This window comes from Actinoplanes sp. NPDC049681 (genome assembly GCF_044465265.1).
In the GTDB taxonomy this organism is placed as follows: domain Bacteria; phylum Actinomycetota; class Actinomycetes; order Mycobacteriales; family Micromonosporaceae; genus Actinoplanes.
In genome coordinates, this window is the sequence record NZ_JBITLP010000009.1 from 102,376 (window position 1) to 117,140 (window position 14,765).

The following is a 14,765-nucleotide window of genomic DNA, read 5'->3' on the forward strand; positions in this document are numbered from 1 at the left end:
CGGGTGGCGAGGTTGCGGTCCCGGCCTCAGCGGACGAAGCGTTCCCGGCGCACCGTCGGCCGCCGGCCCCTGATGGTGCTGCGCTGCATGGCGGCGATCACCATGTCGGCGGCCGGCTCGGGAACCTCCACGAGCGAGAAGCGGTCCGTGATCTGGATCGCCCCGATCTCGCGGGCGCTCAGGCCGGATTCGCCGGCGATCGCACCCACCAGGTCCTGCGGGCGAAGCCCCGCTCGTCTGCCGATGCCGAAGAACAGGCGGGTCACCCCCGGGTCCGATCCCCGGGAAGGCGCGCGGCGGTCGCGTCCGCCCCGGGCATCTCGGTCCTGGGTCGGCGCCGGCGTCGGGATGTCGTCCTCGCCGGCGTCGCCGCCGGCCGCCTCGTGCAGCAGCTTCACGGCGGCGAGGGCGATGTTCTCCACGTCGAACTCGTCGGTGAGGGAGTCCAGGACGACCCGGAACCGCTCGAGGTCGTCGGTCTCCAGGCAGGCCTGCAACGCCGTACGGGTCAGCTCCAGTCGCCGTGCCCGCAGGTCGGTGACGGTCGGGAGCTTCTCCAGGGTGATGCGCCGGCCGGTCAGTCGTTCGATCGCCTTGAGCATCCGCTGTTCCCGCGGTTCCGCGAGGGTGATGGCGGTGCCTTCCCGGCCGGCCCGGCCCACCCGGCCGATGCGGTGCACGTACGCCTCGGGCGCCACCGGCACGTTGAAGTTGATGACGTGCGTCAGCTGCTCCACGTCGAGCCCGCGGGCGGCCACGTCGGTCGCCACCAGCAGCTCGGTGCTCCCGCCGCGCAGGCGACCCATGACCCGATCGCGCTGGTCCTGGCTCATGCCGCCGTGCAGGGCCTCCGCGCGGTACCCGCGACCGTTGAGCGTCTCCGTGACCTGGTCCACCTCTTCCCGGGTGCGGCAGAAGACGATCGCCGCCGAGGGCGCCTCCACGTCGAGGATCCGGCCCAGGGCCGCCGCCCGGTGCGCCCGGGCGACGATGTATGCGCTCTGCCTGACCAGGGGAAGGTCACCCGGGTCGGCCGTTTCGCGGCCCATCGTGATGCGGACGGGGTCACGCAGGTGGCGCCGGGCGATGCTGTCGATCCTCGGTGGCATCGTCGCGGAGAAGAGCACCGTCTGCCGGTCCCCGGGAGTCTCGGCGAGGATCGCCTCGAGGTCTTCGGCGAAGCCCATGTCCAGCATCTCGTCGGCCTCGTCGAGGACGACGGTACGCACGTCGCCGAGCCGAAGCGTCGCCCGTTCGATGTGGTCGAGCACTCGTCCCGGCGTACCGACGACGACGTCCACGCCCCGTTGCAGCGCCTGCAGCTGTCGCCCGATCGGCTGGCCGCCGTAGACGGGGAGCACCCGCACGCCGAGGTCCCGGCCGTACCGGTGGATCGCCTGCGACACCTGCTCGGCCAGTTCGCGCGTCGGCACGAGAACGAGCGCCGCCGGGCCACCGCCCGGCCCCGCGGTGGTCAGACGCTGCAGCACCGGCAGGGCGAACGCGGCGGTCTTGCCGGTGCCGGTGGCCGCCTGGCCCACCACGTCGTTGCCGGCCACCAGTGGCGGGATGGCCTCCTGCTGGATCGGCGTCGGTTCCTCGTAGCCGAGGACGGTCAGTGCACGGAGCAGCTCCGCCCGCAGCCCCAGCCCGGCGAAACCCGCCCCGGGCTCGAACGGATGTTTGTCCATGGCGACAACCTTAGGAGACCCGCCGCATCCGGGAACAAACGCATCCTCACCCCGGCCCCGACCCCGCGTGGAAGTGACAGCCCGATCGCCCGACCGGACGGTACCGTTGCCGGGTGTTCTCCCCTCAAGGTCCGTCTCTGCGCGAACTGTGCGTCCAGGCGTTGTCCTCGGTCGAACGCGGCTACGACCTGCTGGCTCCGAAGTTCGACCACACGCCCTTCCGGACCCCGGAGAGCATTCTCGAGGCGACCGTCCAGGCACTGTCCGGATCCGGGCCGTTCGGCACGGGGCTGGACGTGTGCTGCGGCACCGGCGCCGGCCTGACGGTCCTGCGGCGTCTCTGCGAGGACCGGATCGCCGGCGTCGACTTCAGCGCCGGCATGCTGCGGCAGGCACGCACCGCGGATCCGGATGCCACATTGGTACGGGCGGACGCGCGCGCCCTGCCCTTCGCCGGCGGCTTCGACCTCGCCGTCACCTTCGGAGCGCTTGGGCACTTCCTGCCGGCGGAACGTCCGGCCGTCTTCGAAGGGGTCCACCGCGCCCTGCGGCCCGGCGGACTCTTCGCCGTCCCGGTCCCCGCGCCGCCGCCCCTCACCTCGCTCCTGCACTGGGCCGAGCTCGGGTTCGACCTGGCCATGCTGGTGCGCAACACCGTGGTACGCCCCCCGTTCGTCATGTACTACCGCACCGCCTCCCTGAGCGCGGTCCGGAACGACCTGAGGAATGCCGGATTCACCGTGGAAGCGGTACCCCTGATCGACCTCGGCCGGCAGCGGGACGGCTCTCCCCGGTGCTGGCTCGCCCTCGCGCGTAAGCAATGAACCGCCCCTGACGCCGGCTCGCCCGATCGGGCGGGCGGCCGGTCCGCGTGGACGGTATCGATGGAGATCGAATGTGATTAGCATCGATGGATCTACGTGCGACAGTGGGAGAACCCTTGAAAAAGACACCGCTCGTGCTCGCGTCCGTGCTCGTCACCAGCCTCACGACGGCGGTAGCTGCACCGGCCGCTGCCGCGCCGGGCGCCCTACCCGGCGACCTGCGGCAGATCCAGACCCGGCAGTCGCTGCTCGGCAGCCACGTCTGGTACCAGCAGACGTACCGGGGAATCCCGGTCTTCGGCGGCTACTACGCCGTTCACCGGGCCGCTGACGGCGCCGTGACCACCGCTGACGGCCGCAAGACCGTCACCGGCCTGGCCCGGACCGCCGCGGCGTTCACCGAGCAGCGAGCCAGGTCCGCGGTGGCCGGGCGGCTGGGCCGGCAGCCCGCCCGCTCCGAGCTCGTCATCGTCCCGGGCGCGACCGCCAAGCTGGCCTGGAAGACCCTCACCCCGACCGCCCGCGGCACCGTCCGGTCGCTGGTCGACGCTGGTAGCGGCGCCGTACTGAGCGAGGAGAACACGGTTCGCCAGGCCAACGGCACCGGACAGGTCTTCGACCCGAACCCGGTGGTCGCCCTGCAGGACGAGTCGCTCACCGACCAGGACGACGCCGACTACCCCGCGCTGCAGGCGGCCTACCGGCGGGTGACGCTGCGCCACCTCGACCCGGGCAAGGACACACTGCAGGGCTCGTACGCGAACAACATCAGCGAGCCCGCCGTCACCTCGGCCCGGCGCAGGTACGTCTACCCGCGCTCGGAACCCGGCTTCGAGCAGGTGATGACGTACCACAGCATGACCAAGGCCGAGGAGTACATCCACCGGCTCGGGTTCGTCGACGTGAACAACGAACCGCAGGACTACGCCACCACCGGCCTCACGGAGGACAACTCGTACTACGACCCCTCGGTCGACGCGATCACCCTCGGCACCGGCGGCGTCGACGACGCCGAGGACGACGAGGTGATCTGGCACGAGTACGGCCACGCGATCCAGGACGACCAGGTGCCGGGCTTCGGCAGCACGGAGGAGGCCGGGGCGATCGGCGAGGGCTTCGGCGACTACTGGGCGGTGACGATGTCCCAGGCGAACAGCCCGGACACCGCCGTCACGCCGCTGGCCTGCGTCATGGACTGGGACGCGACCGCGTACACCGACGACGAGCCGCACTGCCTGCGCCGCACCGACACCGCGAAGCTCTACCCCGGCGACCTGGTCGGCGAGGTGCACGCCGACGGTGAGATCTGGTCGCACGCGCTCTGGGACGTCAACAAGGCGCTGGGCCGCACGAGGGCCAACCGCACGATCCTCGAGGCCCAGTTCCGCTTCACCCCGGACGTCACCATGCCGCAGGCGGCCGAGGCGACCGTCGCCACCGCCCGCGTCCTCTACGGACCCCGGGCCGCATCCCAGGCCCGCAAGGCCTTCCAGGACCGCGGCATCCTCTCCTGACAGCAGCGCCCGGGTCCGTCGATCGGGCGGACCCGGGCCGGCCCGCGCGTGATCGTAGGGTGGCGTCATGGCTGATCGCTCCCTGACGTTGATGGCGGTACACGCACACCCCGACGACGAGGCCTCCAGCACCGGCGGCGTGCTCGCCCGTTACGCGGCCGAGGGCATCACGACCGTGCTCGTCACCTGCACCGACGGCCGCTGCGGCGACGGGCCGGGCGGGGTGAAGCCGGGCGACCCGGGCCACGACCCGCTGGCGGTGGCGGCGCTGCGCCGGGCGGAGCTCGACGCCAGCTGCGCCGCGCTCAAGGTCACCCACCTCGAGCTGCTCGGCTACGCCGACTCCGGGATGATGGGCTGGCCCACCAACGACGCGCCCGGCTCGTTCTGGAGCACCCCTGTCGCCGACGCGGCGCAACGGCTCACCGCGCTCATCCGGCGCTACACGCCGGACGTCGTCGTCACGTACGACGAGAACGGCTTCTACGGGCACCCGGACCACATCCAGGCCCACCGCGTCACCATGGCGGCGGTCGCCGGCTCGGACATCCCCGCCAAGGTGTACTGGACCACCGCGCCGCACTCGGGAATGGCCGCCTTCGGCGAGGTCCTGCGCGAGCTGGGGGTCGGCTGGGAGGAGGCCGACATCGACGAGAATTCCGGCCCTCCCCGGATCGGCCTGCCCGACGAAGAGATCAGCACCTGGGTGGACACGCGCGCCTTCGGCGGCCAGAAGTACGACGCGCTGGCGGCGCACGCGAGCCAGGACGAGAACACCACGCTCCTGCGCATGGGCCGGGAACGGTTCACCGAGCTGATGGGCGTCGAGACCTTCGTGCGGGCGTACGACCGGACCGGCGCCCCGCTGTCCGAGGACGACCTCTTCGCCGGGCTGCGCTGATCAGAAGTCGTTGTAGAACTTGTAGGCCCGGCACTCCCCCTCGGAGGTGGCGTCGTGCCGGCAGAACAGGAAGCCGATGTTCCGCTTCTCCGGCAGGTCGTAGACCCCGCCCTGGCTGGCCCGGTGGGTCTCACAGTTGCCCTCCCCGCCCACTGTGATGCTGTACAGCTTCGGCCCGTACGCGTCGTCGAGGTTGACGTACATGCGTACACCGTGGCCGTCGGCGTCCGTGTCGCAGACCTTGACGATGTCGCCGTGCTCGGTGAAGTACGCCTCGCCGTAGTAGTCGAAGATGCCGCCACCGAACGCGTCGCCGGTGTTCATCACGTGGTACGAGTCCGACGCCATGGCGGGGCTCTGCAGCGCGACGACGAGCGCGGAGGCCGCCACCGTCATCGTCAGCGCAGCGCGGGGGAACTTCATGGTGCTCCTCACAAGAATCGTCCTGTTCGACGGCGGACCAAGATCCGCTCGCCGAAGAGACAACCAGTTCCCGCACGCGGCGGACAGGTGACGAATGGGGGACGGTTTCCTCCCCTGCCCCGGCTCAGAAGCGCGAGTTGGCGCACCAGCGGGCCAGCAGGTCCTCGTCGCCACGGCACTCGAAGGGGTCCTCGTCGCGCTCGCTGCGGCCGTACACGAGCAGAAGGAGGTCCGCGGCGGGCGCCCGTACCGTTGCGTCCGGGGTGAGGCCGGCGGGCTCGACGCCGAAGCCGTCGGGCCGGAGCCGGACCACCCACTCGGCGTCGCGGTCCGTGCACCGGAAGAGGATGGTCTCGCCGTCTCCGCGCAGCTTGGCGACGTCCGGCGCGAAGGGCCTGGCATAGGGCAGGTTGGTCAGGAACTCGTCCACGCCGTCGGCCGCCAGCACGGCGTCGATCTGCGACGGCAGGCCCAGTGCCCGTTCCGCGTCCACCCGGTGGACCAGGGTCTCGAACAGCATCCGGCGTGCCCAGAACCGGGCGTGCGGGTCGGCGCCCCAGGTCCACATGGCCGCGTCCGGGTCGGTGGCCCGCAGCACGGTATCCGCCGCGGCCGCGCCCTCGGCGAGCCAGCGGGGATATTCCTCGGGAGCCGACGGCAGGTCCAGGCGGACGTCGCGACGCGCGGGCCGTTCCTGCACGAGCTCACGCAGCAGGCCGGCGAACCAGCGGTGGACGCCGCCGGTGTGCGTGATCAGCGCGGCGAGCGTCCAGCCGGGGCAGCTCGGAACCGGCACCGTCGGATCGGCGCCGGTCACGACGCGTACGAACTGGGCACTTTCCCGCTCGACCGCCGCACAGTGGATGTCGTAGGACAACGTCATGGGGCTACCTGTCACCTCTCGCGCCGGAACTTCGTCACCGAAGGATCCTTCGCGATCTGGTCCGCCGCCAACTCCATGCGGCCGATGAATTCGCCCGGCTGCTTGATGCGCCCGCGCATGAGGTCGTCCACGGCGGCCTGCCACTGCTTGTCCAGGTTCTCGTACCAGTCGTTCAGGCGCCACTGCAGGATGTTGGTGCCCGCCTCGGCGAGGACCCGGCTCGCCGAGGACAGCGCGGTGGAGCCGCTGACGCTGTCCGCCGAACCGCGGACGCTGGCCAGCGAGAGGGTGGACCGGGCGAAGGCGGCGGCGCCGGCCGCGGAGGCCATGATCCGCAGGTACTCCAGCGCACCTTCCCGGTTGGCGGCCTTCGCCGGGACGACGAAGGACCCGACCGCGCCGGCCCGCACGCTGCCGTGCGGCAGCACGTCGCCGGCGCCGACGCTCCAGACCGGCAGGAAGGTCAGTTCCACGCCGGGCCGCATGGTCGCCTTCATCTCGTTCTCCAGCCAGGTGCCGCAGGGCAGGAGCGCCGCCTTGCCGTCGATGAGTGCCTGCTGCGACTCCAGGTGGGTGAGGTTCTCGGTGCCGCGGAGCACCCATCCCTTCGCCACCATCTCGATGACCATGCTGAGCGCCGCGGTGACGGCCTCCTGCCGCCAGGCGCCCGGCTCCAGATTGTCGATCCGCATCGCCGCCTCGGTGCCGCCGGCCTTCTGGATCCAGTCCGCGAGCGGCCACCCCATGTAGTACGGGTACTTGCCGGCGTGCGCCCACGGCGCCATGCCCGCCGCCTTGATCTTCGGCGCGAGGGCCCGGAACTCGTCCCAGGTCGTCGGCGGCCGCCAACCCTTGGCCCGGAACAGCGCGGCGTCGTAGTAGAGCCCGAACAGCGTGTACGCGTAGTTGAACGAGTACACGGTGGCGTTGAAGGTGCCGGACTCGATCGTTCCCGGGAGCAGCACCTCGCGGACCTTGACGGCCGGGTCGTCGATGGTGCGGGCGTTCATCAGGCCGTCCAGGCTCGCCAGCGCGCCGTCGTTGACGAGGGCGCCGAGCTGGAACTGCCCGGCGCCGTCGTTGAGCACCACGTCCGGCGGGTTGCCGGCCTCCAGCCGCGGCTGCACCAGCGCCTGGATGTCCTTGGTCGGCACGTGCGTGACCCTGGCCCGCGGGAACCGTTCCCGGTACATCGACTGGTGGATCTTGGCGTACTCGTCGCCGTACCCGCCGTCGAAGATGACCACCTCGAGCGGCGCGTCCGCCCGGACTCCGAACGGGTCGTCACCCGCCACCTGGTCGTGGCCGCATCCGGTGAGCCATGCGGGCGCCAGCGTCAGGAGCGGCACCGAGGCGAGCTGCCGCAGGACCGCCCGTCGAGCCGGGCGGCGGCTGCCCGGCGGCTCAGCCCACATGAAGATTGAATGTACGTGATCTGCGGCCTCCTCAGCGGGTGTACGCGGGATCGACGACCACGCCGGGGTTCAGGATTCCGGCCGGATCCAGCACGGCCTTGCCTGCCCGGAGTGCGGAGGCGAAGAGGTCGGGGCGCTGCCGGTCGTACCACGGACGGTGGTCACGGCCCACCGCATGATGATGCGTGATCGTGGCACCCCCGGCGATCAGGGCGTCGGAGACCGCGGCCTTGATCTCGTCCCACTGCTCCACGGTCCTGCCCCATGTTCCAGCGGCGTAGATCCCGAAGTACGGTGCGGGGCCGTCGGGGTAGACGTGGGAGAAGCGGCAGGTGATGACGCCCGTGACCCCGGCCTGATCCATGGCGTCGACGGCTGCCGAGGTGACGGCCGCGCGCAGCGTCTCGAACCGGTCCCACGTGCAGGCGGTCTCGAACGTCTCCACGATCATGCCCTGGGCGGCGAGCGCGTCCCGCTGATACGGCATCCGCAGGAACGAGGAGCGCCAGGTGTCGGCGGCTCCGCTGCCCGCCCGGTCTTCGGGAACCCCGCCGTGGTCCCGGCACAGCTCCAGCGCCCGGTCCAGCCACGCGGTGACGGGATGGTCGGCTGATTCGAACCCGAGCACCAGCACGGAGGCCGCCGAACCCGCGTTGATCAAGGCTTCCATGGGGTCCAGCAGTCTGCAGTTCGCCGGGTGGAGGCCGGACTGGGACAGCGCGCGCACCGCCCGTACGCCGGCGTCGTAGTCGGCGAAGGTCACCGAGGCGCCGGACCGCCACCGGGGCCGTTCCTGCAGGCGTACCCAGGCCTGGCTGATGATGCCGAGCGCCCCCTCCGAGCCGAGCAACAACCGGTCGGGGGACGGGCCGGCGCCCGAACCGGGCAGTCTACGGGTCTCGACGACACCGGCCGGCGTGACGACCCGCAGGGATTCGGTGAGGTCGTCGATGTGGGTGAGCTGCGTGGCGAAGTGGCCACCGGCCCGGGTGGCCAGCCAGCCGCCGAGACTGGAGAACTCGAAGGACTGGGGGAAGAACCGCAGCGTGTATCCGCGGGGTCGGAGCTGATTCTCCAGGTGCGGGCCGAGAACCCCCGCCTGGACGAGCGCGGCCCGGCTCACCGGGTCGATCTCCAGGACCTTGTCCATGGCCGTCAGGTCCAGGCTGACCACCCCGGCGTAGTCCGCACCCACTCGCGGTTCGACGCCGCCCACGACCGAGGAGCCTCCGCCGAAAGGGATGACCGCGACGTTCGCGCCGGTGCACCAGTCCAGCACGTCGACGATCTGGTCCTCGGTGGCCGGGCGTACGACCAGGTCGGGTACGTGCGGAAGCTTGCCCAGCAACGCCCGCACCACGTCGCGGAACGCCTGCCCGTGACTGTGCGCAAGGCGATCGCGGACGTCCTGCGAGACGATCGCCGCGAGCGCCCGTGGGGCGCTGACCCGGGCCGCGCCGACGCCGAACGCCTCGACCGGCGGCGGTTGATGCACGGTGAGGTCCGCGCCCGGCAGCAGTTCCGCGGTACGCCGGGTGAGTGCCTCACGCTCCCGGCCGGCCACCGCGTCCTCGACGTAACCCCATCCCCACCACGAACGCGTCTTGCCGCTCACCGCCGGACCGCCAATCTGAACGCTCGGTAAGTTACCTGGCGGTCACTTTGGCATAGGGTGGAGGTATGGGCAAGCAGGAGAACCGCACGCGCGCTGTCGGCACCAAAGGGATGCCCCGCAAGGAACGCGAACAGCTGATCCTGGACGCGGCGGCGGAGGAATTCGGCCGCAAAGGGCACGCGCGCGGGTCGACCGCCGACGTGGCGGCGCGGGCCGGGATCACCAAGCCCATGATCTACGAGTACTTCACGTCCAAGGACGGCCTCTACCTCACCTGCGTGGACCGCGCCGGCTCCCGCCTCGTGGCTGCCGTGCGGGCCGCGCAGGACGGACCGTCCGACATCACCCGCGGCGCACGCACCCTGGAGGCCATCTTCCGGACCCTCGAGTCGCGCGTGCACGACTGGGCACTCGTCTACGACTCGACATTGCCGAGCGAGGGCCGGCTGCACGATGCCGCGGCCGTGTACCGGCGAGAACTGAACCGGCTGGGTGCGGTCGGCGTAGCGGAGGTCCTCGGCTCGTCACAGGTCGACGAGCCGCTGGATGCCGACCTCGCCACCCACCTCTGGTACGGCACCGTGAGCGCCGCGGTTTCGTGGTGGCGGCATCATCCGGCGCAGACCGCGGATGACATGATCCTCAGGTTCAGGCGGATCTTCGCGGTTCTTTATCCGCATGATCATCGTTAGGGGGACCGCGGTATGCGGACACGGCGACTGATCGTCAGCGCAGTGATTCTCATGGCGGCGGCTGCCGGTTGCTCCACCTCCGGAGGCGGTAGCGCCACCGCGAGTCCGGCCCCTCGACCGCCGGCCACGATCCCTTCCGACCCAGCGCAGGCACTGACCGCGGCCCACGCTCAGCTGGGCAGGGAAAACCTCCGGTTCGCGTACGACGCGGGCGGCGGCCCGCTCGGTTTCGCCGGCGTGGTGAACGCACAGACCGGGAACTGGGAGATCACCGGCAAGGAGTACGTCGTTCGCCGGGTCGGCACGGACGTCTACATCCGGGCGAGCGGCAGGACGCTGGCGTCCCTGATGGTGCCGGCGCCCACGGCCGACCACCTCGCGGCCGGTGGCTGGGTCCGCACCCGGTTGCCGAACGGCCACGAGCTCATGACGGTGTGGAACGACGACTTCCCGTGGAACCTGGCCGAGTCCGCAAGCCGCGGTACCGGTATGCACCGCACCGGGAGCCGGTCGTTCTCCGGCACGGCCTCCCTCACGAACGGCAAGAAGGTGCCGCTCAGCGTCGACCTCGACGGACAGGGGCGGTTCACCAAGATCAGGATCGGCAAGGACATCATGGTGTTCACGTTCTCGGATTTCGGCGTGCCTGCCGGGATCACAGCGCCGCCGCCGGGTGAGGTGGTCGTGGAGGACAATCCCTCCTTCACCGCCAGCCTGGGCCTCGTCTGACACTCGGCCCCGATCAGCCCTGTGACGGCGGGAGAACCACGATGCCGTCATCGTCGCTGACCACCTCGGCACCCGGGGCGAACCGGCAGTTGCCGAACTCGAGAACGACGTCGCGCTCCCCCGCGCCGGTCTTGGTGCTCTTGCGGGGGTTGGAGCCCAGCGCCTTGATGCCGATCGGCAGCGTACGCAGCGCGGCGACGTCCCGCACGGCGCCGTTGATGATCACGCCGGCCCAGCCGTTGTCCACGGCGAGGCCCGCGATGACGTCGCCCATGAGCGCACAGTGCAGGGAGCCCTTGCCGTCGACCACGAGGACCCGGCCCGCACCGGGCTCACCCAGCACGGACTTGAGCAGGGCGTTGTCCTCGAAGCAGGAGACGGTGACCGCCCGGCCCCGGAAGGCGGGCGCCGCGCCGTACTGACGCAGCTGGGTGTCGCAGGAGCCGAGCTCTTCGCCGTACTTGTCGACAAGGTCTGCGGTGTTGTCCATGGAAGCCACCCTAGAGGGACGGCCGGCGAGCACCGGCGGTTGCCACATAGTCAGATGATCTCTATATTGCCGGCATGGCGACAAGCATGCGAGAACCCACGTTCTGGATACTCACCGCGCTGGTCGACCGGCCGCGCCACGGGTACGGCGTCATGCGGGAGGCCGAAACCCTCTCCGCGGGCCAGGTCCGGCTGCAGACCGGCACGCTGTACGCCGCCCTCGACCGGCTCACCGCCGAAGGGCTGCTCGAGATCGACCACGAGGAGATCGTGGACGGTCGGCCGCGGCGGTACTACCGGCTCACCGAAGCGGGCGCCGCCGCCCTCACCGCGGAGAGTGAGCGCCTCGCCCGCAACGCCGGCACGGCATCGCGCCGACTGCGGGCACGGGGGTTCGTGACCGGTCGCGGCCCGGCGGCGGTGACGGCCGGATGAGGAACCGTTTCGTTCTGGCCGCGTACCCGAAGGGTCCCCGCCGCGCGGAGATCGAGGACCTGCTGCTCATGGCCGCCGCCGACGGCCGCGCCCGGATCGGCGTCCGCGGCACGGCCGACCTGATGCGGCACGGCCTGCGGGCCCGGCTCGGCCGTGCTCGCAGCGCCGGCGTCGTGGCGCTGGCCATGATCGTCTCACTGGTCGCCGGCTTCCTGCTCGCCTCGGCGGCCAACCGGCTCGCCTGGGAAGCAGCCACCGACCTGCCGGACGGCGCCGCCCGCTCCGCGCTGAGCGAGCTGGTCGCCGCCGGCCGGCCGGTGCAGTGGGCACCGGACGCCGAGGGCGCGCCCTTCCACGTGGTCGACGGAGCGGTTCGCGCGCGGCACCTCACCGGCGTCGCCCGCACCACCGAAGCCGGCGACGCCGGCAGCTACCTGGCCGGCCTGACCCCACGGCTGCAAGCGCACGGCTGGCACGTCCTGGACATCTCACCGACCGGCCTGCTCGCCCGCGACGGCCACCTGCTCCTGCGCATCGAGGACGGGCACGACGCGACCGGCCGCGAGGGCCGGCTGGAGATCCGGGTCTCCCGCACCGAGCCACCGTGGATCACCGTGCTGACGTTCGCCGCCGGCCTGCTCGGCGCGCTGCTCGGCTGGCTGACCTTCGGCTGGGCCAGCCGCCGCACCGAGCACCGTACGCGGGCCACGACCGCAGCCGGCCTCACCGCCGTGCTGGGCCTGACACTGCTCGCGCCCGCCCTGTCGCTGGGCCTGATCTTCCTGAACGTGCTCACCGGCGACTACTCACCGGACGTCCCGTTCTGGGGCGGCCTGGTGCCGGCCGGCACGTACGGCGGCCTGGCCGTCCTGGCCGGCGTGGCCCTCGGCATCGCGGTGCTGATCGCCGCATGCTGCCGCCCCGGCCGCGGCCCGCAGCGCGCGGCAGCGGCCTGACCGATGCACCGCCGCGTCAGCTGCGGGGCTCCCCCTCGTCGATGCACATGATGTTGCCTTCGCTGTCCTTGAACCACGCTGCCTTGCCCATTCCCGGCAGCGTGGCGACCTCACCGTGCCATTCGACGCCGGGCATGTCCTCGTAGACCTCGAAGACGACACCCTTGGCGACCAGGTTGCGAACCTCTTCGTCGACGTCGTCGACGTGCCACTGGGCGATGGTGTGGCCCGCCTGTCCGGCGTACCGGGTCCGGTAGAGGTTGAAGAACGTTCCGCCGGCGGTCCGATATCGCAGGGACTCGCCGCCGTATTCCGCGACGGGGGTGAGACCGAGCTTGTCGGCGTAGTAGCTGCGGGCTCGGTCGAGGTCGGCTGCGGGAATGTTGGCTTCCACCGCGCTCTGGTCCAGCATGGTTCCTCCCTGGCGCCGGCGACCGGAGACCACCTCACGCTACGCCCGCGCGCCGCCGGCCGGAGTCACCCGAAAAGCTGGCCGGCGACGCTTCAGAGCTGGAAACGCGCCACGAGGTCGCGCAGCTCACCGGACATCGCGGCGAGCTCGGTGGCGGACGAACGCGCCTGAGCGACGTCCGCGTCGGTCGTACGCGCCGCGGCCGCCACGGCCTGCACGGCGGCTGCGGCCTCGGTGGTGCCGCCGACGGTCTCGGTCACGCTCCGGCTCATCTCCCGGCTCGTGGAGCTCTGCTCCTCCACCGCAGCGGCGATCGCCGACTGATAGGAGTCGATCTCCGTCACCACGTCCCGGATACGGTTGATCGCCCGCACCGCCGCCTGGCTCGAGTCCTGGATGGCCTGCACCCGGGAGACGATGTCCTGGGTGGCCCGGGCGGTCTCCTGGGCGAGATCCTTGACCTCCCCGGCGACCACCGCGAAGCCCTTGCCGGCCTCCCCGGCGCGGGCGGCCTCGATGGTGGCGTTCAGGGCCAGCAGGTTCGTCTGCTCGGCGATGGCGGTGATCGCCCTGACCACGTCGCCGATCTCGGCGGACGAGGTGCCCAGTTCGGCGACCGTGGCCGAGCTGGCCTCGACGGCTTGCACGGCCTCGAGCCCGACGCGGGCGGCCGTCGAGGCGCTCCGGGCGATCTCGGCGATCGCGGCGTCCATCTGCACCGCGCCGCCGGCGACGTTCTCGATGTGCTCCGCGATCTGGTCCACCGCACCGGCGGCCCGGCCCGCCTCGCCGGCGGTCGACGCGGAGCCGACGGCCAGCCGGTCGCCGGCCGCGGACAGATTCGCGGACGCCTCGGCCATGGTGTCGGCGCTCTCCGCCAGCGCCTGGACCGTGCGGCGCAGATCCGCGGTCATGGCATCCACCGCGCGGCCCAGCCGGCCGGTCTCGTCCATGCTGGTCAGACCCGTCCGAGCGGTCAGGTCACCGGCGCCGACTCGCCGCAGCGTCCGGATGCTGTGCCGCAGCGGCCGGACCACCGAGCGGGTCACCAGGCGGCTCAGCAGCAGGGCGAGCGCCACGGCCAGGGCGCCGGCCCCGATCACCGTGGTGATCACCAGGTGACCCACCCGATCCACCTCAGCGGTCAGCGCCGCGACCCGCTTGGCGACCGAGGCCAGGATCTTCTCGGTGGAGTCGAGCAGGTCGCTCCACGCGGTGTCGAGCGGCTCGTTGAGGATGTCGTACGCCTTGACCAGCGCCGCATGCGTGTTCTGGGCGATGAGGGCGACCATCTTGTCGTCGAACGAGAAGTAGGTGTCCCACAATCCCCGCTGCCGGTCGAACTCGGTCCGCTCCGCGGCGGTCATCGCACCGCGGTCCAGCTTCGGCAGCAGGTCGTAGACGGCGGCCTTGGACTTCAGCAGTCCGGCACGGTTGTACGCATCCGGCTTGACCGCCTCGGCACCGCCGCTCACCAGCGCCTCGGAGTAGACGTACCCCTGCCAGCCGCTGATGTCCGCATCCAGGTATCGCAGTTCCTGGATCTGGTCCGCCAGCGCGCGCAGCCGGGTCAGGTCGGCCTGCAGCTGGCGCTGCCGCTGCGCTCCCCACGCGCCGGTACCGGCCACCGCGACGAGCAGAGCGGAGACCGCCAGGAAAGCCGCACCCAGGCGCTTGCCGACGGACATGTCGAAGAGACGTTTCCGCACGTAGTTCTGTTCGGCTGAGGGGGCGGGCGTTTGAGTCGGTGATGCGTCTGACAGATCGTGTGCGCGTACGCTCCAGC

The 14,765-nt window shown here is 71.3% G+C and carries 15 protein-coding genes; 7 read left to right on the forward strand and 8 right to left on the reverse strand.

Features of this window, described 5'->3' with window-relative positions; translation table 11 throughout:
* Window positions 1-26: 26 nt before the first annotated feature.
* On the reverse strand, window positions 27-1,691 hold the full coding sequence (locus ACIBO8_RS30485) for a DEAD/DEAH box helicase (RefSeq protein ID WP_396118820.1): 1,665 nt from the start codon (window positions 1,689-1,691) through the stop codon (window positions 27-29).
* Window positions 1,692-1,804: 113 nt separating this feature from the next.
* Between ACIBO8_RS30485 and ACIBO8_RS30490 the strand changes: the two genes are divergently transcribed.
* The 3 genes from ACIBO8_RS30490 to ACIBO8_RS30500 all read left to right on the forward strand — a co-directional run bounded on the left by ACIBO8_RS30490 (window position 1,805) and on the right by ACIBO8_RS30500 (window position 4,930).
* Window positions 1,805-2,515 carry a class I SAM-dependent methyltransferase gene (locus ACIBO8_RS30490; protein WP_396118821.1) on the forward strand — a complete coding sequence of 237 codons (711 nt, stop codon included), beginning with the start codon at window positions 1,805-1,807 and terminating at the stop codon, window positions 2,513-2,515.
* A gap of 116 nt (window positions 2,516-2,631) precedes the next feature.
* Window positions 2,632-4,029: a M36 family metallopeptidase gene (locus tag ACIBO8_RS30495; RefSeq protein WP_396118822.1), complete on the forward strand. Its 1,398-nt coding sequence runs from the start codon at window positions 2,632-2,634 to the stop codon at window positions 4,027-4,029.
* 67 nt (window positions 4,030-4,096) lie between these two features.
* Window positions 4,097-4,930, forward strand: a complete 834-nt coding sequence (locus ACIBO8_RS30500; protein ID WP_396118823.1) for a PIG-L family deacetylase — start codon at window positions 4,097-4,099, stop codon at window positions 4,928-4,930.
* On the opposite strand, the gene ACIBO8_RS30505 is transcribed toward ACIBO8_RS30500, so the two are convergent.
* The 4 genes from ACIBO8_RS30505 to ACIBO8_RS30520 all read right to left on the reverse strand — a co-directional run bounded on the left by ACIBO8_RS30505 (window position 4,931) and on the right by ACIBO8_RS30520 (window position 9,266).
* Window positions 4,931-5,353, reverse strand: coding sequence for a hypothetical protein (locus ACIBO8_RS30505; RefSeq protein ID WP_396118824.1), 423 nt, complete (start codon window positions 5,351-5,353; stop codon window positions 4,931-4,933).
* A 124-nt stretch (window positions 5,354-5,477) separates the two neighbouring features.
* The gene (locus tag ACIBO8_RS30510) at window positions 5,478-6,236 is read right to left on the reverse strand and encodes a maleylpyruvate isomerase family mycothiol-dependent enzyme (protein ID WP_396118826.1); all 759 of its coding nucleotides are present in this window, start codon (window positions 6,234-6,236) and stop codon (window positions 5,478-5,480) included.
* Between the two features lie 11 nt (window positions 6,237-6,247).
* Window positions 6,248-7,651 (reverse strand): N-acetylglucosamine/diacetylchitobiose ABC transporter substrate-binding protein, encoded by a 1,404-nt coding sequence (ngcE, locus tag ACIBO8_RS30515; protein ID WP_396118827.1) that lies wholly within the window; start codon window positions 7,649-7,651, stop codon window positions 6,248-6,250.
* A gap of 31 nt (window positions 7,652-7,682) precedes the next feature.
* Window positions 7,683-9,266, reverse strand: a complete 1,584-nt coding sequence (locus ACIBO8_RS30520) for an FAD-binding oxidoreductase (RefSeq protein ID WP_396118828.1) — start codon at window positions 9,264-9,266, stop codon at window positions 7,683-7,685.
* 65 nt (window positions 9,267-9,331) lie between these two features.
* On the opposite strand from ACIBO8_RS30520, the gene ACIBO8_RS30525 reads away from it, so the two are divergent.
* Together ACIBO8_RS30525 and ACIBO8_RS30530 are read left to right on the forward strand one after the other, a co-directional pair.
* Window positions 9,332-9,958, forward strand: coding sequence for a TetR/AcrR family transcriptional regulator (locus ACIBO8_RS30525; protein ID WP_396118829.1), 627 nt, complete (start codon window positions 9,332-9,334; stop codon window positions 9,956-9,958).
* 12 nt (window positions 9,959-9,970) lie between these two features.
* Complete coding sequence (locus ACIBO8_RS30530; protein ID WP_396118830.1) at window positions 9,971-10,687, forward strand: hypothetical protein; 717 nt, start codon at window positions 9,971-9,973, stop codon at window positions 10,685-10,687.
* A gap of 13 nt (window positions 10,688-10,700) precedes the next feature.
* Here the strand turns inward: ACIBO8_RS30530 and rraA are convergent, their stop codons facing one another.
* Entirely contained in the window at window positions 10,701-11,177 is a 477-nt protein-coding gene (gene rraA / locus ACIBO8_RS30535; RefSeq protein ID WP_396118831.1) for a ribonuclease E activity regulator RraA, read from the reverse strand.
* Between the two features lie 74 nt (window positions 11,178-11,251).
* On the opposite strand from rraA, the gene ACIBO8_RS30540 reads away from it, so the two are divergent.
* Window positions 11,252-11,611 carry a PadR family transcriptional regulator gene (locus tag ACIBO8_RS30540; RefSeq protein WP_396118832.1) on the forward strand — a complete coding sequence of 120 codons (360 nt, stop codon included), beginning with the start codon at window positions 11,252-11,254 and terminating at the stop codon, window positions 11,609-11,611.
* Entirely contained in the window at window positions 11,608-12,567 is a 960-nt protein-coding gene (locus tag ACIBO8_RS30545) for a hypothetical protein (protein WP_396118833.1), read from the forward strand. Before ACIBO8_RS30540 ends, ACIBO8_RS30545 begins: the two co-directional genes overlap by 4 nt.
* Window positions 12,568-12,583: 16 nt before the next feature.
* On the opposite strand, the gene ACIBO8_RS30550 is transcribed toward ACIBO8_RS30545, so the two are convergent.
* Window positions 12,584-12,979 carry a VOC family protein gene (locus ACIBO8_RS30550; protein WP_396118834.1) on the reverse strand — a complete coding sequence of 132 codons (396 nt, stop codon included), beginning with the start codon at window positions 12,977-12,979 and terminating at the stop codon, window positions 12,584-12,586.
* Window positions 12,980-13,071: 92 nt separating this feature from the next.
* Window positions 13,072-14,688, reverse strand: coding sequence for a methyl-accepting chemotaxis protein (locus tag ACIBO8_RS30555; RefSeq protein WP_396118835.1), 1,617 nt, complete (start codon window positions 14,686-14,688; stop codon window positions 13,072-13,074).
* Window positions 14,689-14,765: the final 77 nt, after the last annotated feature.